Raw genomic sequence first — 21,048 nt, forward strand, 5'->3', positions numbered from 1 at the left:
TTTAGGGTCTGAATGACTATTTTCAGTATTATACTTAAACTAAATCGTTTTGTATATAGTTTGTTTACTTTTTGTATAGTGTTATTTGTTGAGTTGTATAACGTTCGCAGAGTGTGTTTTACAATGTTCGGTTTACACCTGCAAACGTTTATGTTTATCATGGGGAGGGAACGATTCCGAATACATATCCCAATCCGAAAGGACGCTTTGATATGACAAAAGAAAAGGTATTGCTTAAACCGGAAGCAATGATATTTGATATGGATGGCACACTATTTCAGACAGAGACGCTATTGTTGCCTGCTTACCACCAGTTGTTTGATACGCTGAGAGCAGAAGGACACTTTGAAGGAGAGACCCCTCCAGAGGAACGGATGATTGGAAGTCTTGGTATGTTGCTTGAAGATATATGGAAAGTAGTTATGCCAGACGCATCGGAGGCGGCACATCGCCGCGCGGACGAATTGTTGCTTCAATTGGAGATTGAAGGTCTGGATCAAGGGGGTTCTACACTCTATCCTCACGTGAAGGAGACTTTAACAGCGCTCAAAGAGCAGGGGGTGCGGTTATTTGTTGCGAGTAATGGACTTGAGGATTATGTCAAAGGTGTAGCGTTTGCCCACGAGATCATGCCTTTGTTTGAAGGAGTGTACAGCGCTGGTCAATACAAAACTCCTTCCAAAATTAATCTCGTTCAGATCCTGCTTGAGAAACATCGGATTCAAGATGCGTGGATGGTGGGTGACCGTTCGTCGGATGTAGAGGCTGGGAAAATGAATGGACAGACCGTTATTGGCTGCGCTTATGCTGGTTTTGGTAGGGATGAAGAACTGGCGGGATCGGATGTATTGATCTCTGATTTCACAGAACTACTTCGTCTGTATAAGGAAGCAGAATAACCATATTAAACATTTCACATATTTATTCTTGTTCACAAGGCATAGCCTGTATTTCCGGTGGAGTTTCATTGGAAATACAGGTTATTTTGTTTGTCACTCATTTGCAAATACCCACTCACACGCTTCACATTTATCATTCACATTCACTCAGTTACATTCTCCCCTGTAAAAAGTGGATTTCCCCATCCCGCTTCACACGGTGATCGCTCTATACTTCTTGCAAAAGCAAGTAAGGGGGTCAATGTTGATGAAGCCAAAAAAAGTGCATGCGTACCTGTTCATCTTTCCCAGTTTATTTCTAACTCTCGTGTTTGGGGTGTATCCCCTCATATGGGCTCTACGTTATATGTTCTACGATTATCAAGGCATTGGTACGCCCGTATTTATTGGACTTGGCAACTTTGCCCGCATTATGCGGGATACACAGTTCTGGTCGGCTGTTGGCAATACAGGAGTCTATGCATTAGGTAAGCTTGTGGTCACGATTCCGCTAGCTTTGACACTCGCCATAATCTTGAATCGCAAATGGAGAGGGCGTTCACTGCTAAGAGCTGTGTACTATCTTCCAACCATTTTCAGTGCTTCGGTTATGGCGATTGTATTCTTTATTATTTTTAATTCGTACAACGGAATATTGAACCAACTCCTGGTAAAGTATCATGTGATCTCTGCCCCGATTGGCTGGTTGGATGCGGATCATGCCATGATGACGACCATCATTATTGCGATCTGGGGAGCTGTGGGGAACTACATGCTGCTGTTTATTGCCGGTCTGCAGAGTATTCCTGAAGAACTGTACGAGGCGGCATCGCTGGACGGAGCGAATGAGTTCCAGAAGCTTAGAAATGTGACGATTCCACTACTCGGTCCCGTGCTGCAGATGATTATTATGCTGGCGATTACCACCGCACTCAAAGGATACGAGAGCATTATGGTACTAACCGAAGGAGGCCCGTATGGCAAAACGGAAGTGATGTACTTGTATCTGTTTAAGTTGTTATTTCCGATATCCGCGGATACACAATCGCTCCAGCAACTGGGTTACGGCAGTGCAGTAGGCTTCACTACAGCCATCATTGTAGGTGCCGTCACACTCATTTATTTCTGGATATCCAAGAAGCTTAATGATGTTTATTAATAGCAGACAGGAGGAACCGAACATGTCACAAACGGTCATAAATCCGAGTATTTCACCCAAGTGGGTTCAAGGAATAAAGCGAACACTACTCACTATTTTTCTTCTTGTCATCGCTGTCCTATCGTTGTTTCCGATTCTATTAGTATTGCTGGGCTCGTTCAAAACAAATCAGGAATTAACGGGCGGTGCAACAATATTACCTAAGGTTTGGCAGTTCTCTAACTACGCTCAGGCATGGCAGACAGCCAATTTCTCAGGATTTACGTTCAATAGTGTTTTTGTTAGTGTCACTGCAACAACAGGAATGCTGTTAGTTTCATCCATGTCTGCCTATGCTGTGGATCGCGTGAACTTTAGAGGGAAGAAGGCATACTCCATTTTGATGGCATCTACCTTGTTTATATCCATCGGAGCCGTGGTTCTGCGTCCGCAATTTGATCTGATGGTCAAATTAGGCCTGAATCATACCTTATGGGGTGTCATCATTATTTTAATTAGCGCTCATGCCGCGACGTACTTCATTTTAGTGGGCTTCTTCAAAAGCATCCCGCGTGATCTAGATGAGGCAGCCCTGATTGATGGCTGTAATTTCTACACCGTGTATTGGCGCATCATTCTTCCACTACTTCGCCCCGGTTTGGCGGTTGCAGGACTCGGAGCATTTCAGAGCTCGTGGAATGAGTATATCTTGCCTTTTGTGTTCACGATGAATAATCCGAATTTGCAGACCTTGCCTGTGGGCTTGGCTAATCTGCGTTATGGTATCGGGGCTGCTGCTGAGGTTCAACTTATGATGGCTGGGGCGTGTCTATCCATATTGCCACTGCTCGTTGTGTATATTTTTGCAAACAAATCCTTCATGCAGGTGACATTAGGTGCGGTCAAAGGCTAGGTGTAATCTCCTTAAAATGGGAACGGTATTACGGGATATTCTGCTGTGCTATACTCTTGTTAAAATCTCCAGTGGCAGAGCTAATCCGTATCCGAGGAGTGAACGCCGATGAACATGAACTTCTATAAGATGACTCTGAAAAAAAGGATACAACTGTTGTACATTTTCCTGGTTGTATTATGCATCAGTGTAACAGGAATTAGCTCATATCTCTTCGCTGCACGAAGCATTGAACGAAACGCGCTTGAGTTGAAGCAGGGCATCCTGAATAAGTCTGTCCAGGTCATGGATGAACACTTAAGGCACATCGTGGTATCTTCATATTCCTTTATGCTAAATGACACCTTTACTCAAGTGATGCGAGATGTTCGCAACAATAATGCCTCCCATTATTATCAGAATCTTTCACTTCTGCAAACGTCATTTACGCAATTGAAGCTTGTAGAGCCCTTAATTGATACGACCTTTTTAACAACACCAATTGGTGATTTTTACTCAACCAAAGATGTACCGAACCGGGATGAGGGATTTGCTAAGGAATACGGGCAGCTTGTGAAGCAACAGGGCTGGAATACAATGTGGTTTGGTTCGCATCAAAGTCAGTTATTCCAGGCCAATGATCATGTGTTGTCACTGTTACTCAAACCAATTGTGGTCGATAATCACTCATTGTCTAACGTGTATATGGTGGTCAATATGAAGGAAGAGGCGATGAGGGATATTCTGGTTCAGGATTTGATGAATAATTCAATTGAATTGTTTTTGCTGAACAAAAATGGGTCACAGGTTATCCGGTCAACCTCCCAGGATGTGAGTTACTTAACCGACCCTGAATTCAGCCGCGAGATCAGTCTTGGTACAGGCGGGGATTTTAGATATACGAGTAGTCAAGGAGAGGACATGCTCATCAACTATTCTGCATTATCCATGAATGAGGACTGGGTGATGGTCAGTGTGCAGTCCAAATCAGATTTATTGTCTCCACTGCGGAAGATTCGTTGGTTAGTTATTGGGATTATGGGTTTTTGCATCGTGCTCGCCCTAGGCCTGTCGAACTTACTGGCATCTGCTCTGCTCAAGCCCCTAAATAAGCTGCGTCGTTTAATGGTTGAAGTACAATCGAACGATCTGGATGTGCGCTTCCGCAGCAAGTACGATGATGAGGTCAGTGCGGTGGGGTATCGTTTTAATCGAATGCTGGATCAGATCCAGGTGTTGTTTGAGGAGGTACGGGTAACCGAGCGGGATAAACGACGTTTCGAAGTGAAAGCGCTTCAAGCACAGGTTGATCCTCACTTTCTCTACAATACGTTAAATACAATGTTCTGGAAAAGTGAGAGCGGTGAGAAAAAAGACGTTAGTGAAATGATCGTATCATTATCACTGTTGTTCCGACTCGGGTTGAATGATGGGAAGGACATGACCAATGTAGAACAAGAGATTAAACATGTAGAGCAGTACCTGCAACTTCAACAACAATGTTATGAGGATCTATTCATTTACCACATCGAGGTAGGTGATCCATCCTGTTATTCCGTAGAAATATTGAAAATATTACTGCAGCCTTTAGTCGAAAACGCTATACTGCACGGATTCCGTGATAAGGATGAGCTCGGCGTCATTGTAATCAGAATTAATCGAGATGAAGAGATGCTGACACTAGAGGTCACTGATAACGGATGTGGTATGGATACGGCTGAGGGGCAGATCAGAGAAGGAGTCGAAGGCAGACGTCAGGGATATGCACTTGGGAATCTCCATAGCAGACTAAGCTTATATTACGGAGATGCCGCTTCAGTTGAATTTGAGAGCAACATAGACGTCGGAACGACGGTCACCATCACGATTCCAATCATCTGAGGAGGGGTAGTATGGATCATTTGACGGTATGTGTCATGGATGATATTCAGGCGGTTGTAAAAGGCATATCTTCGACCATTGCTTGGGAAGAGCATCAGGTGAAAATTGTAGGTACAGCCAACAATGGCGAACAAGGGTGGTTCCTACTCAACGAACAAGAGCCGGATCTTGTCATTACCGATATCAAAATGCCTCGCCTCAGCGGTCTTGAATTGATGAAACGGGCATCCGATGCAGGACTGCGCACCAAGTTTATATTCATTAGCGGGTATTCTGATTTCCGTTATGCCCAAGAGGCGATTAAACTAGGTGCTTCCGATTATTTACTCAAACCGTTTACCCCTGATGAAATATTAGGCGCAGTGCTCAAGGTAAGAGAAGTGATTGAAGGTGAGCAGGCACAGTTGAGGCAGCTTGAACAATTGGAACAAAAGGTTGAGAGCAGCAGCGTTCATATTCGTCATAGCTACCTTTTGGGACTGCTTCGTCAAGAGGTTGGTGGTTTTATGAACGAGAATCGTTGGGACGAACTGCAGATCGATCTCGATTCCACGAATCTTCAGCTTATGGTGATTGAAGTGGACGGGTACACCCGGTGTGAAAATACGATACATCTGGATGCCGAGATCGTGCCTTTTGCGGTTCAAAATATTGTGGAAGAGACGCTGAATCGTCACACCAGAGGGGTTGTATTACGCGAGAGCAGATACCGGCTTGTGGCGATGTTTAATACACCAGCATCAATGACAGTCCCAGAGCTGTTGGAGGAATGTCGGCTTAATGTGGAACAATTCAGTAAAAAGACGATCTCGATCGGTTTGGGCACGATTGCCCGAAGACCTCAGGAGGTTTGGAGTGCGTACGCACACGCCGATAAAGCCATTGCCTACCGCTTTTATAGTGAGGGTAACTGCATTTTCCAATATGCAATCGTCGAACGTCAGGAGTGGGTAGCACCTGCTTATCCTTTGGAGAAGGAGAAGGAACTCTTTTATGCGCTCAAGTGTGGCAATGAAAGCACCTGTCACCGGATCATAGATGATATCTTGGATGAATGGCAGTTTTCGGAAGGATACCCCGAGCCACTTACGATGATCCGTTTGTTGTCCGGACTCGCGTTTGCCATCTATCGTGCCTTTTGCGATGAAATTACGGAGGAAGAACGTATGCATTTAGAAGCTGACCTGATGGTGCTGGAGGAGATGCGTTCGTTGACATTTGACGGTTGGAAAGGATACATCAAGCACTTCAGCAGCATGGGCTGCGACATTATGGATAAGAAGCGGCTTACGGATGTGAAGCAGGCCATTCATAAAGCTCAGGAATTTATAAGTATGAACCTGGAAGAGAACCTGACGTTGAACCTTTGCGCTCAGTCGGTTCACTTAAGTCCAAGTTATTTTGCCAATGCATTCAAGAAAGAGACCGGTATGACCTTGATTCAATACATCACAAAAATGAGGATGGAGAAGGCCAAGGAATTGTTGGTCGCAGGTATACAAGTACAGGAGATCTGTCAGATGCTGGGTTACGAGGATCGCCCGTATTTCAGCGGATTGTTCAAAAAGTACTGTGGTATGACACCTACGCATTTCCGTCAAATGTATCTGAATTAATGAATGCAGGGATCATCATTTGTCCCCCCATTCATAGTTATAATGTCCCTCACTTCATCAACGGTAGAGCGATTATCATTACGTTATCGGGTGACCTGACAGGTTGTCCAGACAAGCATAGGGGGGCTTTTCAATGGCTAAGAAATGGATAATGACTACACTGAGTGCATTGCTCGCATTGAGTTTGGCTGGTTGTTCTACCAACAATGGAACGACAGCAAGCACCGGAACGGGTGGTAGTGATGGCAAAAGTACAGAAGGGAAAACCAAGGTCATCTACTGGACGCCCGATCGCCATGATGCTGATTTTATGAAAACCAAAATTGATGAGTTTAATAAAACCAATAAGGATAATATTGAAGTGGAAATGACCGTGATGGGTGACAATTACCCTCAAGCGGTAGATATTGCTTTTGCAAGTAAACAAGCACCAGATGTGCTACAAGTCAATGATTTTCAGACCTATTATCAAAAGGGATACCTAGCTCCAATTGACGGCTATATGAGCGAGGACATGAAGACTACGTTCAAAGACAGCCTAATCGACAACAAAAATACAATAGATGGAAAAATATATACTCTCCCGAATACAGGACAAGTGTGGAGACTCGTGTATAACAAAGATATTTTTCAAAAAGCCGGAATCACCAGTCCGCCTAAAACGTTGACCGAAATGGTGGAGGATGCGAAGAAAATTACGAACGCTGGGAAAAGTGAAGGAATCTATGGTTTTGCTAGTCCGTTCAAAAGTGGAAGCGGTTTCTGGAGAGCAGCGAACACGATCGCAGGAGCCAGTAACAATTACGGCATCGATGGCTATAACTACCGAACAGGTCAATTCGATTTTGGCATGTACAAGGATGTGGCACTTGCGCTCCGCCAAATGAGTGAGGATGGAAGTATGCTGCCAGGGGTTGAAAGTCTGGATATTGATCCGCTGAGAGCGCAGTTTGCACAAGGCAAAATTGGGATGTACATCAACCATTCCAGCGAACCAGGGGTATATAAAGATCAGTTCCCTACCGAAGAGAACTGGGCTGCTGCTCCTGTGCCTACTAGTGATGGAACGATCAAGGGGGCTTCGCAAGTTATAGGTGGTTCATATATCGGGATCAGTGCAGATTCAACTCAAAAAGAAGCGGCATGGAAGTTTATGGCGTATGTATACAGCAAAGACCTTCAGAGTGAATATTACGAAAAAGGCTACGGTATCTCCCTTATTCCAGCGGTATTAAGTTCAGGTAAGAAACCAAGCATTCCTGGCATCGAAGGCTTCTTGCCGAAGCGCTATGATGCGATTTTCCCCGCGAATCCAGGGGTAGTAACAGAGAGCTCGCTGGAAGGAACGAAATGGACAGATGCATTTTCCATCTTTGTCTTTACCGGCGGCGATATCGATAATGTGATCAAAGATCTGGATAGCAGATACAATGCTGCACTGGAGAAGACCAAAGCGGCAGGCTTGACCAATATAAGCGCTGATCCTTCTTTTGATTCCTCCAAGCTTCAAGGCAAATTATCAACAGAAGAATAGCAGTAGTGATGGGTTAAATTAAGTGGCTGGGGTTCCAAGACTCTGGTCGCTAATTCCTAAGGAGAGGGGCAAGAACAATGATATTGGAAAATGCAGCGATACCTGCACATGTCATTAACACAATGAGCGCTCGTAAAATTTTGGGTATGGGTGGAACATTGATGATGGTCGAGGTGAGCTTTGCGAAAGGCGGAATCGGTGAAGTTCACTCTCATGATCAGCATGAGCAGGTAAGCTATATCGTTAAGGGCAGTTTTGAGGTTCAAGTTGGTGAGGAGACACGCATCATGAGGGCAGGGGATAGTTTCTATGCTGGCTATAACGTTCCGCATGGGGTTAAGGCACTGGAAGATTCCATCATTCTAGATGTGTTTACCCCTTTTCGTGAGGATTTCATTGAGGACCCCCAATGAGTGATTTCTTCCTTTCGACAGTTGAACTGCATCAGGCGGCGGACTATTATAAGCGATATTTTCCAGAGGAAGCACGTAATTCGGTGACAATTGCTAATCGTGCAATAATCAATGAATTTATCGTTCCTTATACGAATGATCTCAATCGATGGATTCCGATGGGAACCCCTGTAGATTGGCTTCATAATCCAACCCATGATCTGGAGTTCACCTGGGGCATGAACCGGCATTGGCATATGATTGATCTAGGCAAAGCGTATTTAATGAAAGGCAACCCCCTATATGTGTCCACCTTTATGGCTCACTTTCGAAGCTGGAGAGAGCAGAACCCAGTACCTAACCAGTCGTCGTATGAAGAGGCAGTTTTTTTCCAAAAGCCAGACCCTTGGCGTCTGCTGGAGACTGGACTGCGGGTACAGTCGTGGATATCTGCCTACAAATACATGGAGGATAGTCCACTGCTGGACGCCGACTTTCAGGGAGAATTCAGGCAAGGTTTAGAGGAACACGCCGAATATTTGACCCGATACCTAGGAAGCACAGAGATTAATCATGCCATCATGCACATGCAGGGATTATTCATGATCGCGATCTTTCATCATACCCACCCAAGAGCTGCATATTGGCGGCAGGTAGCGATGGAACGACTGGAGCTGTGTCTGCTTCACCAGATTAACTCAGAAGGAATACAAATTGAACTGACGACTCATTATCATAATGCGAGCATTGAAATGTTTGGAACACCGTATTTACTAGGGAAAATAGCGGGCCATTCTTTCTCAGCATGGTATGGTGAAAGTCTACGCAAAATGGGTGCGTTTACCGAAGCATTAATTCGGCCAGACCATCAATCAACCGGAATCGGTGACTCCGACTGGATCAGTGATGGAAGGCAGCGCTTAACCCTACTTGGTGCCATTCTGGAGGACGATCATTGGATCGGTCGAGGGGCAGAAAGCTCCGAATGTCTCTGGCTTCTCGGTGCAGATCAGTATAAACGTTGCACTCAACTTCAGGTAGCTAGTACGCCTTCGTTGTCGAGCTGTGCGTTCCCACAGACAGGGTACTATGTGATGAGAGACCATCATCAATATCTCTTCTTGGATGCTGCTTCAATGGGTGGAGCACACGGGCATGCAGATGCGCTGAACATGGAGTGGATGTGGGGCAAGCAGCTAATGTTCACAGACACTGGACGTTATACGTACGAAGAAGGGGAATGGCGACACTATTTCAAAAGCACACGAGCCCATAATACGATTGCAGTGGATGGGCTAGATCAGACTCCTTACGTATCCACACAGCAATGGGGGGAGCCTGAGGCGGTAGCTACAACATTCCGTTGGGAGAGTAATGACTGCTATCATTTTGTGGATGCGTCGCATGATGGGTATACCCGCCTAGCTGATCCGGTTACACATCGCCGCTGGATTATGTCAGGTGTAGACGTCCCTCTGCTTTTCATCGTGGATTGGCTGGATGCGGCAGAAGAGCATGTGCTAGAACAACATTTTCACTTGCATCCAGATGCTCGTCTCACATGGCAAGGGAAAGCGGCTGACGAGAGAGTAGCTCAAATGACGTATTCAGGAACGAATACCACACTTTCCATGCAGTGGATCACAGCAGGTATAGCAGAACATAGATTACAGCTGACGGAGCACACAGGCTGGGTATCCGAAATATACGGCTCTAAACTTGAAACTACCGTTATTCAAGGCAAAGCTACTTTTACAGGTTCAATCGGCATACTTACGCTATGTTTGCCAGCGGATCAGCAGACCGATCGCGTAATACAGGTAACCTCGTGTAAACTCGAATCTGAGCGGATGCGAACGGAAGTAGCATACAGGTATGGTGACGAAGGTGGGGTTATCGTTATTGATAACGACACTGTGCAATGGACGGCTGAAGAGGATTCCATTCCATCCCTATAATTGAGACGAGTGGAGTTAGAACGTTGAGAAGGAGTGGATGTTCACGTAAGTGACATTCACTCCTTCTGCTGCAATCTCACATTTATCTGGTTTTCCGGACTTTTCTCATCCGTGTACTTTTCTTCACCGTTGTTATGATGCTGCGTTCTTTTCGAGGGATGCCTGGTTTCTTATTGCGGTACACCCACAAAGCGTAAGCCAGAGGTTGAGTGATGGCTTTTTGATAGATTTCACGTTCACCAATACGAGCAAACACCTCACGCGCTGGCTTGGGATTCACCTCGAGCAGATAGATCCGACCACTCTTATCAATCGCTAAGTCTAATGCAAGCTCGCACAGATCCCCATACGTATCTTCTAGAAAGGAAGCTACATCAATGCCGAATTTCTCGGCAGTTGTATGGATCTCAATTCGCTGATCTTCATCCGATATCCATTGCTTCATCAAGCGGTTCATCGCTACCGCCTGCCCCCCGCCATGCAGATTGGACGTTACACTTTTCTCGGCTCCCATGCGTCCAGCACAACCAGTCAGTTCCCATTGCCCCTCGCCGTTCTTCTGAACAAGCATGCGGTAATCATGTACACGCCCGTTGGGAAGCTGAAGCTGGATGCCTTCTTGAACCAGATATTTATCTTTCATATTCCAGTGTTGGAGCAGGGAACCGAGCCGAGACAAGTGCACTTTACGCGGTGTAATAATTCGCCTCTTCTGATCTCGTCCCTGTACCAAGACCATATTGGATTCACTTTTAATTCGTTCAATACGCAGAATGCCACGTCCACCGGTGCCATTAATCGGCTTGAGATAGATGAGAGCAGCACTTTTCAACATGCGATTCACGTCAGACATATCCTGGAACAGGATCGTTTCCGGCAGATGCTCGCGAAAGGCGGGTTTCCCAGACAGTGTCTGATGAATCGTCCACTTGTTGCGTAGTGGACGATTCAGAAAGAGGAGATGCCCGTATTTTTCACGAAAGGCAAGGAGCTGTTGAAATCTACGATTACGCTGTATCCGACAACGATCGAAGATCATATCGGGGAAAGGACGCCACTCTCTGGACCAACCCTTCTCCGAATGAAAGACCATTGCTTCAATCTGCTTACCTCCCGGATGTACATCCGCAGGTGTGAACACATATATGTCGAGTCCCCGCTTGCGTCCTTCGAGGATCATTCTGCGATATATGCTCCGTTCTTCTAAGGCTCGGTGTTCGTTCAGGTACAACGTCATAATGCCTAGAACAGGTGAGGACACAAACAATCACCTTCTTTAGCTTTTATTCCTTTCCAGTAAGTGTTCAAATAAGAGTTAACGTTTGGACTGACGGGCAAGATAGGCACTGTAGTGGAAAATGCGTTCCAGCGACCTACGTCTGATCTGTGGTTCATCGAATTTCATAGGCTTTGCATTAGCTTCAAAAAACCAGATCTCGCCGAGATCATCCACCCCAAGATCCATGGACATCTCGCCAAGGGTGTGCCCCGATCCACGTTCGACTTGCCTAGCAATCATCAGCGAGGTTGATTTCACCCTCTTCATTAGCGTGGTGCTTAACTCCTCACCGAAGAGCTCAGTCAGCAGCTTTTCGGGATCCTCCACACTGCCTCCGCGAGGGACATGTGTCGTGATGCTACGGGAACCGGCCAACCTCGCACCGACGCCCGTAACACTCCATTGACCTTTACTATTCTTCTGCACAAGTACCCGTAGATCGAAAGGGCGTTTACGAGAAGAAGCGAGTTCAATGCCTTGCTGCATAATGTACGGGGTATGACCCGTCTCTCTACGGATGCGAGCCCACAACTTGGCGAGTGTAGCAGTTTTGTATGTGGTGCTTTTTCTAGAACTTTGGACTTTGAGCCGATAAGGGAGCCGATCCTTCTCTTGAAACTTGAGCATCATGATACCTTTTCCCGCTTTGCCGCTTTCGGGTTTCAAGTATAGATAAGGATAGGATTTGAGCACAGTAGCAAGTGCGGATGCACTGCGCATACGGCGAGTATAAGGTATTAGGTTTTGAGTCGATTTCGACTTCTTGAGCCATTCAAATAGATTCCACTTGTTGAAGAAAAAAGGATTATATAACTCGATCCCAGATTCCATGCATTCAGCGATTTTACGTTGAACCGACGGTTTGCGCTCATCTTCCCGGTTCGGTATGCGATTATACAGGACATGGGGAAGTGGGAAGGACTGTGAAGTCCATTTTCCACTTCCTTTGTTGTAGATGTAGCCTTTGACGGTCGAGCCAGCCACATTCAGATCACGGACAGTCACGATGTAGACCACATACCCCATACTTTCTCCGGTTTGAATAATGTCTTGAAAATTTTGATGATTTCCCCTGAACATCCGTTGATCATCATGCATCGTCAACACGGCAATGACAGGTTTAAAATCATCGTGAAGGCTCATCAAATGTCGTCCTTCTTCCGGAATTTGCTCAAGTATAGGCAATGTTCCAAGATGTGCTCCACTGATGATTTTCCCTCCACTCGGAGTGAAGGGTGACGGAAAATGGAGCGTCCGGGTTTGGCGTTCGCTTCGAACATCCATACATGTTCCTCCTGATCAATGCCCAGATCAAAGCCAATCTCACCAATCAAATGCTGGTGCTGGGTTTCAATCGCCTGGGCCAGTGTAATAGCGACGGATTTGGCCTGCCCTAGCACTTCTCCCGCGCGGTCACCGAAGTTACGGCTGAGCGCCTGCTCAGGGGTCATTAGAGAGCCGCCGTTTTTGATATGTGTTGTTACGCTACCCCGACCTGCCTTCTTGGCGCCGATGCCAACGACGACCCACTGATTGCTGCCGTTTTTGTGCATGTGAAAACGAAAATCAATCGGGCATTCATCGATTTCAATAAGACGGATTCCCTGCTGAACGACGTAACCACGGAGCTGCTTGCCATGTCTGCCTTGCAGCATCCGCATCAAGCTACTGAACGAGCCAAAACGCAAAAGTGCATTGCCGCTTTTTTTGCGATAACGTGCGAAATATCCCCGTTTGGGTGAGTAGGTCAAACGATAAATCCCGTTGCCGAGACTTCCAGCCGTTGGCTTATAATAGACAAATTGATGGCGCTCGAGCATTTCTTTCATTTGCTCCACTGTCGGATTCGTAATGGATTCAGGAATATAACGCCCTGCGGACGGATCATTCTCCAGCAATTTATAGATATCCGATTTGTTAAAAAAGCTCCAGTTGAAGAAAGGAATTTTCCGGCGGATGAACCGTTCGCGCAACTGGTTAATCGCAGGTGAAAAATCGGAACGTCGGCTCGGCAACCGATTATATACAACATCCGGCAACGGTACAGTTTTGCGTACAAAGCTACCATTTTCATTCAGAAAGTATCCAGATACCGTCTCATTTGACCAATTGATATCTCGTGGTGTGAAGGCATAAATATAAGATTTACGACTTCCTTCACGAAGCAATTGTTTGATAAAGCCGGTACGAGAACCGAACGGATTCGTACTGGTCGCTGGACCGTCAGACAATACACCGATCAGTGGTCCAAGCTGAACCTCATCGTTCTGCAGGTTGCGCAAGTAGATGCTCCCACGTTTGGGGACATTCATCAGATTGCGGATGCCTGAGGCGAGATAGAGGTGTTTCCCCGCCTTCTTAATAGGTTTGATCGTAGCAGGTACGCGGTCTCGACCAAATCGCAGATGTATCGTTTTTTTACCAGACAGATTGAGGCTCTTCATTAATGCGTTGGACACATATACCACCTTATCCGGCTGTTGAGTGAAATGCAGATTGCAAAAGGTCAAACTCATGATTTATCCTCCTATCCTGAAAAGAACCTTCGGCTCCATGGCAAGCGGGCGCTGCAGGCCTTAGCCGCCGTGAATCTGGATGGGTTTCAGGCCAGCTTTGCTGGATGTATTCGGCATTTTCATTGTTGGACGGTAGACGTCCGTGAGAACATGTTGTTGCAGCAAATAACGAGCATAGGCAAGTGGTTCGGTATACGTCAGTGTATGCATCTGCGGATTATCCGCCATTGCGAATGCGGATCGACCTGGTTTGGAATTCACTTCGAGCAGCCAGAGACGGCCGTCAGTGTCTGCTCCGAAATCAATGCCAAGTTCAGCCAGCCGGCCAAATCGGCTCTCCAGCAGCGGAGGAATTAGAGTAGCCGCCTGCTTGATCCTCTCCAGCAAAATAGCGGTATGAGATGAACCATATCGATCCATCAGATATGAATGCACAGGATGTGCTGTACCTCCACCATGTAAATTAGAAGTGAGTGATCCCTCGATACCTTCTCGCACCATACATCCGGTCAGGGACCATTGCCCGTGACCATTTTTTTGTACTAGGGCTCGAATATCGAATGGATGCCCGTGATGGCTTAGATTAAGGTAAGGCTGCATAATCATTCTGTGGCGGGTCATAGATGATTCGACCCAGTCATGTACTGATTGATACGTATACAGTGAATAGCTAAACCTCTCATTGTGGGAGTCTCGACCATCTACGATCCAAGAACGGCCTGCTTCTGAAACGAGTCTGAAGGTATCCCGTCCGTGAGTTCCAGCCACCGGCTTGAAGAACAGTCCTGATGGCCAGCGCTTTAACCAAGGCTCCCACTTCACACCGGGTTGTAGGAGGAGCGTGGGCGTGAGTAAGGAACGCAGCGCCGGTTCGTGTGATAACGCCCGATGCACCTTCCATTTGCCAGGTAACGAAGTTGACCAGTAACTCGGTCGCTGTCCACTAGTTGACCACACAAGATGGTGAAGCTGTTGTCGTGTTTGTTTGGGGATAGGTCGCAAGCAGCGATCCATCAGCAGATGAATCTCGGGAATAGGAGCTTTCTTCCATACTCCGTGCCGGTACACATATCCATGTTTAGGCAGTGTGCGTGTCAACTCGCTCGATATGACGAGCACGAATATATTGAGATTAAACTTCGGACTTTCCAAACTAAGACGCCTGCAGAAGAGTTCATCTGCGAAGGGAGAGGTTGCTTCCTCGCCACGAACCAGTATCGCCATGGTTTTGGGCGGATGCCATGGGAACATTGCTCTACACCTCCTGTTCTAGATGACTCTTCAGAATCCAGCGAGATAGCTTGAATATTCCAACATCGCTTTGACCGAAGGTCGGATTTTGCTCTCGCTTAGCGGTGTATTATCATTTTTAGATGGCTTCGAGTTGACTTCCAGCAGCCACACACGTCCTGTGGTGTCTAGGGCTAAGTCAATCCCGAGTTCACCAAAATGAGCGGGAATCGCTTGCTCAATGCCTTTCGCAATATCCAGTGCAGCCGTGTGCAGCCCAGCGTAAGCTGAAGCTTTGGCAGCACTAGACAATGCCGTTTTGGCGACAGCTTCCTTGACGGTGCTTAGACTCCCGCCTCTTGCCAGATTGGAGACATAGTGACTTCCACCAGCAATGCGGGCAACAATTGAAGTGACACTCCATTTGCCAACTTTGTTTTTCTGCACCAGAGCACGGAAGTCTACAGGTCTGCCGCTATTATCGATCAAGGTCAGTCCCTGCTGAATCTGATAACGAGTTGTTTTCATTTTTCCAGACAGACTGGCATACAGTTTATCCAATGAAGTATAGGTCTGCTTACGAGTGCCTCCAACGCTTGTAGCTAAAGTGAGGAAGCTTCCATCGTTCTGGCGGGATACTCGAATGATCCCTTTGCCCAGAGAGCCGCGAACAGGCTTAAGGAAAACGACGGGATATCGGTTGCACATCGCTTTGAGCATGGAAGAAGTTTTGAGCAGATGAGATTCCGGCATCACTTTTTTGAGCGTTGTGATGGACTTCAAAGCATCAAACACTTCATTTTTGTCCAGAAATTTTTCATTAAAGGTTTGTGTACCGTAGAGCGATTTTACTTCTTTCATGAAATGCTGTACGCTAGGTTTGTTCTCAAGCTTACGGGACGTCAGCCGGTTATTGACGACATCTGCTACAGGCAGAACGGTCTTTTTCCAGCCGTCATCGTACACCCAGCCTCGCATTTGACCCTTGACCGTTCCAATATCCTCTGGCGTAAAGAAGGATACATAGGCGCCTTGCTTCCGGCAGGCGTTCACCAGTTCATGACAGAACATCGTGATGGAGCCGAAGGGTCGATCAGGCTGATCGGGGTAATCCTGGCTAACCAACACACTGATGAAGGGACCAAGGCGCAGCGTGCGACTGGCTGAACGATAAGATACGCTAAGCACAGAGCGGGGTACAAGGCCAGTTTGGCTGGCTACCGTCTGATTGATGCGTAGACCGTCATAGCGAGGAACCGGAATGACGGTAACTTCACGGTGGAAAGAGCCAAATTGTAACTGAAGCGGCCTTCCCGAAGGGATCTTTAATGCTTTGAGTACCCCTTCGCCCAGCATGATGACGTCGTCCTGCAAGATGCCCGAGCCGGTAACCTGAATCGTTACTTTTTTTGTGGACATCACGGATCTCCTTCCGGGCGGCAACTTGATGTCTGATCTCGAAATTAAAGCGGCATCTGAAAACATGGCATGTGCTTCATCATATGAGGACATATATCCCTTGGTGATTGACCCATTTGGATTAAATGCATTTCCTTCGGGTCAGGTGATGGAGGGCTTGTTTTGACTTGCCTTGTTTGACAGTGGTTATTTACGTGTATTAACACGGATGAACGTTGCGATGAGAATGTGATGAACAAATGAACAACAACTCATATCCGAGGAGGAATTATAGTGAACATTTATGACAAAGCCAATGATTTGGCGAAAGCCCTGAGAGAAAGCAACGAGGTGGAGGAAATCACCTCTGCAATGAAGTTGATTGAAGCTGACCCAGAAGCAAAACGTATGTTGGATGGCTTCCGTGACCAGCAAATGGAGTTGCAACAACGTATGATGAGCGGGGATATGCCTGCACCAGAAGAGATGGAGAAAATGGAAAAGTTGTTTGAGGTGCTGAGCCTTAACCTGAACATCCGTCGTCTATTTGATGCTGAGCGTCGTCTGAGTGTCATCATTGAAGATGTGAACAAAATTATCGCTGATAGCCTTGGTCACTTGTATGGTGGCTCAGAAGCATAAGGTGATCTAGTAGCTCTACACATGCGTATATACGTCAAGTTATGACTACATGAATGTATCCTAACGATTTGTCCAAACCTTTCATATTACAGCGATCCGGTTCATAGACTAGACATATAGAGTCGATCAAGAACGAAGGAGCTGTGAATTGTGAAAAGGTTGAAAAAAGCAAAACATGTGATCTATCTGTTGATTGCCTTGTCGATGCTAGTTATTGCATTGCCTCGAATTTCCTTCGCAGGTGGAATGGACTGGGTGAACATTTTTGGTATCGTGTGGGTGCTATTCTCCATGTTAATCATTGGTGCTCACTTACATTTCATTCTCGGTGTGGATGAAGAGAAGAAGCGTGCTCTTGAAGCGGTAAGACGCGCCAAGTTACGGCAATGGGAAATGAAGCTGATGGACAAGCAGGAACAGAGTAAATCGGTGTAGAGATTGTTTAAAAAGTCCGGAATGGATCAAGCATGGTTAGGTGCGTAGTGGACGAGTTGGAGCTATTGTAGAAAGACCGTATTCTCTTCTATCGTGAGGAGATGCGGTCTTTTTTGGCGATCTTTTTTTGAGATAAATGAAGGTGTTCATGATCTATTAAAGAGGTTGTATACATACGGAGACACGATGGGGTTATTTTCCTTTGCTCGTGTTATAATAGATACAGAATAGTACAGATGCATCTTCGGGGGTGGTACAGTTTGGACGGACAAGAAGAGAATGTAACGAAGCATGAACAACTGTTACAGCATATCGAACAATTGAAGGTTGGTAGTAAAATATCCGTTCGTGGATTAGCGCGAGAACTTGGGGTAAGTGAAGGTACCGCATACCGCGCGGTGAAAGAGGCAGAGAACTTTGGGATGGTTGTGACCAAGGAAAGAATCGGAACGGTTCGAATTGAGAAGAGACCTCGGGGCATGACAGAGCAGCTTACTTTTGCCGATGTGGTCACGATTGTAGAAGGACATGTGCTCGGCGGCAGTGACGGACTTGCCAAACCGCTCCATAAATACGTGATCGGTGCGATGAAAGAGCAAGCGATGGCTCGTTATATCGATGCAGGAAGTTTGTTGATTGTTGGTAACCGTGATAATGCACACTCGCTTGCCCTTGAGCAGGGAGCTGGTGTATTGATTACTGGGGGCTTTGGAACAAGTCGAGAGGTGCGTTTGCTTGCTGATGAACTTGGGCTACCCATTATCTCTTCCAGACATGATACATTCACTGTGGCCTCTATGATCAACCGAGCGATCTTTGACCGACTGATTAAGAAAAAAATTATGCTGGTTGAGGATATCATCGGTCAGAAACCACGACTTCAGGTACTTAAGGTGACCAGTTCAGCCTCGGATTTCCACAAGCTGGTTGCAGAGACAGGAGAACATCGCTTTCCTGTGGTGGATGAATGGAACCGTGTTATTGGGATTGTGAGTCTCAAAGATGTGAGTGAATTGAAAGAAGATCAGAGCATAGAGAAATGTGTAGTACGCCGGCCAGTTACAGCCTCACTGCAGACCTCTCTCGCTTCGGCTGCTCAGATTATGACCTGGGAGGGAATTGATTTCCTGCCCATCGTGGATCGGAACCGTAAATTAATTGCTTCCGTGACACGCAAAGAAGTCCTTCAGGCGATGCGGGATGCTCAGAAGCAACCCCAGCTCGGGGAGACCTTCGATCATCTGATCTGGAACGGATTCGCCGAAGAACGCGGAGAGCAGAATGAACTGATGTTTCATGGATTTATTATTCCGCAGATGGCGACGGATCTTGGAACGATCTCAGAAGGGGTTCTCCTTAACATCATGACACAAGCCGGACGCCGTGCTGCATGGGACGTGACGGGCAATGACCATGTTGTGGATAATGTGACTACCTATTTCGTCAGACCCGTGCAGATCGAAGATCAGATTCTGGTTCGTCCGATTATTTTGGAGACAAGCCGTCGTACCTGCAAAATGGACATTGTGATTACACGTGATGGAAGTGTAGTATGCAAAGCGGTCATGACCTTACAATCCATTGATCATGCGTAGTAGCGTCGTGGTCACTATATTATTGGGTGTAATTCCAAAAGAGGATACCTCCTCATCGTTTACGTCAACCGTTATGGAGTGCGCGGTCAGACATGTATTTGATGTAGGCAGAGATCCTCTTTTTGTTAACCGAACGTATGGAAAGACAGGGTGAGTTACTTTAAACGGATGGGCTGGATGGATGAGGTGATCTGCCTTCTGCCTGTTGCTGCAGCCGAGCATAATGACTACGGTTACGCAAACCAGCAAACAGATTGTATGCACCAACTAGCAAAAAAAACGCTTCCACAACGATGGCCAATGTTGAGCCGCTAAAGACAAACATGAGGATTAGAGCCAGTACAATGAGCATTGCACCCATCCAGATGTTTGTCCAGGAACGATACACACCTGTGGTAGCAGGATGTGCGCTTCGATGGGAACGAATACTATTCACGGCGGCACAGACCAGGGTCAATGTGAAGATGGCGATAAGGCTGTACTTGAGTACTTCAATAAACACGAATACCAGGCTCCTTTTCTGGAAAGCATTTACTGCCCTTATTGTATCATGTCATTTGCAGACAAGGGCAGTTTTTTTGCTGTGGTATTCGTGAATCAATCATTCGTGAAACTACATAGTGTGGGTTACGTTGGGACATGTTGACGAATCTGCACCCAGACTTGTAGCACACCTTCCATCACTAGCATCGTTTTCACTTGAACGGTATAATCCTTCTCTCGAACCGTATACACCTTTTGATTTAACATAATCCGGGTCATTTTACTATATTCGTCGATGTTGAAAACATCTCGTCCACGAAGCGCCTCGAGTTCATCGCCGACCTTTTGCAGTAATACTTTTAACGAAGCCTCGTCTGGCCCCTTGTCAGAATCCTCTGCTCGGACTTTAATTTCTTTGATGACCGTTTGGCGTTTACTATATTTCTTCAGCGTTTTGATATCTTTCTCATTCTGATGAAGTTGTAGCTGTAATTCCTGATTGTTCAGCCACAAGGTGTTGTAACTGAGGTGAAATATCGCATTGTAAACAATGGCTCCTGCAATCATACCAAGGACAAAAACAGCGGTCATGCGCATTAATGGACGGTAGTTGGAGAACGGCGGGATTCTCATGAACCTTGTCCTGTGACCATATCAGCCACGTCCGCCGCCGCAGACCCATTTCACAAGTTCGGTTCCCATATGAGCGCCCATGAAGGCTGAGATGAGATACAAGATTTGTTTGACTGCTGGTGATAGATTACCGTCAAAGAAATTACTTTCGATAACACGCATGGGATCAATCGTACCTCCGACTGCCGCTGCAAGTGCCCATATTTTTATTTTGCCTGAAATATCTAGCATCGTCTGTGTAGGCGGCTGAAGAGAAATGACAGCTCCAATCCCTCCAATCATGGCACCGCCAAGTACGATCCCGAATGCGATAAAAAAATCAAGAATAGCTTTGGACAAAAATGTGCTCATCTAGCAACACTCCTTCTCAGGCCCAGTAAACGTCCCCATATCCGAGTTCGAATAGGAGGGCGGCTTGTACTTCTATTGTATGGGCGTGCCCCCAGACGTTATGATAAAATAGAATAATAAAGTGTTTAGTCCATATCGATGAATTAACAGTTCATAGAAAAGGTAGAGGACAGAAATAACTGTTTCATTATATAAGT

The 21,048-nt window shown here is 46.3% G+C and carries 19 protein-coding genes; 11 read left to right on the forward strand and 8 right to left on the reverse strand.

Annotation, left to right across the window (positions count from 1 at the left end; all coding sequences use genetic code 11):
• Positions 1-212 precede the first annotated feature (212 nt).
• The 8 genes from J2T19_RS11525 to J2T19_RS11560 all read left to right on the forward strand — a co-directional run bounded on the left by J2T19_RS11525 (position 213) and on the right by J2T19_RS11560 (position 10,289).
• A complete protein-coding gene (locus J2T19_RS11525) occupies positions 213-899 on the forward strand; it encodes an HAD hydrolase-like protein (RefSeq protein ID WP_307215780.1) in 687 nt (228 codons plus the stop codon).
• Between the two features lie 247 nt (positions 900-1,146).
• A complete protein-coding gene (locus J2T19_RS11530; protein WP_056698288.1) occupies positions 1,147-2,037 on the forward strand; it encodes a carbohydrate ABC transporter permease in 891 nt (296 codons plus the stop codon).
• A 22-nt stretch (positions 2,038-2,059) separates the two neighbouring features.
• The gene (locus J2T19_RS11535) at positions 2,060-2,929 is read left to right on the forward strand and encodes a carbohydrate ABC transporter permease (protein ID WP_307215783.1); all 870 of its coding nucleotides are present in this window, start codon (positions 2,060-2,062) and stop codon (positions 2,927-2,929) included.
• A 108-nt stretch (positions 2,930-3,037) separates the two neighbouring features.
• Positions 3,038-4,789: a cache domain-containing sensor histidine kinase gene (locus J2T19_RS11540; RefSeq protein ID WP_307215785.1), complete on the forward strand. Its 1,752-nt coding sequence runs from the start codon at positions 3,038-3,040 to the stop codon at positions 4,787-4,789.
• An 11-nt stretch (positions 4,790-4,800) separates the two neighbouring features.
• Positions 4,801-6,405: a response regulator gene (locus J2T19_RS11545; RefSeq protein ID WP_307215787.1), complete on the forward strand. Its 1,605-nt coding sequence runs from the start codon at positions 4,801-4,803 to the stop codon at positions 6,403-6,405.
• A gap of 133 nt (positions 6,406-6,538) precedes the next feature.
• Entirely contained in the window at positions 6,539-7,939 is a 1,401-nt protein-coding gene (locus J2T19_RS11550) for an ABC transporter substrate-binding protein (RefSeq protein WP_307215789.1), read from the forward strand.
• A gap of 77 nt (positions 7,940-8,016) precedes the next feature.
• Positions 8,017-8,352, forward strand: a complete 336-nt coding sequence (locus tag J2T19_RS11555) for a cupin domain-containing protein (RefSeq protein WP_307215791.1) — start codon at positions 8,017-8,019, stop codon at positions 8,350-8,352.
• Positions 8,349-10,289, forward strand: a complete 1,941-nt coding sequence (locus J2T19_RS11560; protein WP_307215793.1) for an alginate lyase family protein — start codon at positions 8,349-8,351, stop codon at positions 10,287-10,289. Before J2T19_RS11555 ends, J2T19_RS11560 begins: the two co-directional genes overlap by 4 nt.
• Positions 10,290-10,371: 82 nt before the next feature.
• Here J2T19_RS11560 and J2T19_RS11565 read toward each other — a convergent pair whose 3' ends face one another.
• From J2T19_RS11565 to J2T19_RS11585, 5 genes are read right to left on the reverse strand one after another with little or no spacing between them, the layout of a single operon-like run.
• Positions 10,372-11,550, reverse strand: a complete 1,179-nt coding sequence (locus tag J2T19_RS11565; protein WP_307215795.1) for a YheC/YheD family endospore coat-associated protein — start codon at positions 11,548-11,550, stop codon at positions 10,372-10,374.
• Between the two features lie 54 nt (positions 11,551-11,604).
• Positions 11,605-12,711 (reverse strand): YheC/YheD family endospore coat-associated protein, encoded by a 1,107-nt coding sequence (locus tag J2T19_RS11570; protein WP_145047820.1) that lies wholly within the window; start codon positions 12,709-12,711, stop codon positions 11,605-11,607.
• The gene (locus J2T19_RS11575; RefSeq protein WP_307215798.1) at positions 12,711-14,084 is read right to left on the reverse strand and encodes a YheC/YheD family endospore coat-associated protein; all 1,374 of its coding nucleotides are present in this window, start codon (positions 14,082-14,084) and stop codon (positions 12,711-12,713) included. The genes J2T19_RS11570 and J2T19_RS11575 overlap by 1 nt, the downstream gene beginning before the upstream one ends.
• Positions 14,085-14,144: 60 nt before the next feature.
• Complete coding sequence (locus J2T19_RS11580; RefSeq protein ID WP_307215801.1) at positions 14,145-15,335, reverse strand: YheC/YheD family endospore coat-associated protein; 1,191 nt, start codon at positions 15,333-15,335, stop codon at positions 14,145-14,147.
• 30 nt (positions 15,336-15,365) lie between these two features.
• On the reverse strand, positions 15,366-16,733 hold the full coding sequence (locus tag J2T19_RS11585; RefSeq protein WP_307215802.1) for a YheC/YheD family endospore coat-associated protein: 1,368 nt from the start codon (positions 16,731-16,733) through the stop codon (positions 15,366-15,368).
• A 273-nt stretch (positions 16,734-17,006) separates the two neighbouring features.
• Here J2T19_RS11585 and J2T19_RS11590 point away from each other — a divergent pair, with 273 nt between their 5' ends.
• From J2T19_RS11590 to J2T19_RS11600, 3 genes are all read left to right on the forward strand, one after another.
• Entirely contained in the window at positions 17,007-17,354 is a 348-nt protein-coding gene (locus J2T19_RS11590; RefSeq protein WP_145047816.1) for a YlbF/YmcA family competence regulator, read from the forward strand.
• 150 nt (positions 17,355-17,504) lie between these two features.
• The gene (locus J2T19_RS11595; RefSeq protein WP_128101172.1) at positions 17,505-17,789 is read left to right on the forward strand and encodes a hypothetical protein; all 285 of its coding nucleotides are present in this window, start codon (positions 17,505-17,507) and stop codon (positions 17,787-17,789) included.
• Positions 17,790-18,049: 260 nt separating this feature from the next.
• Complete coding sequence (locus tag J2T19_RS11600) at positions 18,050-19,384, forward strand: DRTGG domain-containing protein (protein ID WP_307215805.1); 1,335 nt, start codon at positions 18,050-18,052, stop codon at positions 19,382-19,384.
• A gap of 160 nt (positions 19,385-19,544) precedes the next feature.
• On the opposite strand, the gene J2T19_RS11605 is transcribed toward J2T19_RS11600, so the two are convergent.
• The 3 genes from J2T19_RS11605 to J2T19_RS11615 form a co-directional block, all read right to left on the reverse strand.
• Entirely contained in the window at positions 19,545-19,886 is a 342-nt protein-coding gene (locus J2T19_RS11605) for a YtpI family protein (RefSeq protein WP_307215807.1), read from the reverse strand.
• Between the two features lie 125 nt (positions 19,887-20,011).
• On the reverse strand, positions 20,012-20,500 hold the full coding sequence (locus J2T19_RS11610) for a sporulation membrane protein YtrI (protein ID WP_307215810.1): 489 nt from the start codon (positions 20,498-20,500) through the stop codon (positions 20,012-20,014).
• A gap of 21 nt (positions 20,501-20,521) precedes the next feature.
• The gene (locus tag J2T19_RS11615) at positions 20,522-20,851 is read right to left on the reverse strand and encodes a YtrH family sporulation protein (RefSeq protein WP_056698247.1); all 330 of its coding nucleotides are present in this window, start codon (positions 20,849-20,851) and stop codon (positions 20,522-20,524) included.
• Positions 20,852-21,048: the final 197 nt, after the last annotated feature.

Origin of the sequence: Paenibacillus tundrae (assembly GCF_030812775.1) — a bacterium.
Taxonomy (GTDB): domain Bacteria; phylum Bacillota; class Bacilli; order Paenibacillales; family Paenibacillaceae; genus Paenibacillus; species Paenibacillus tundrae_A.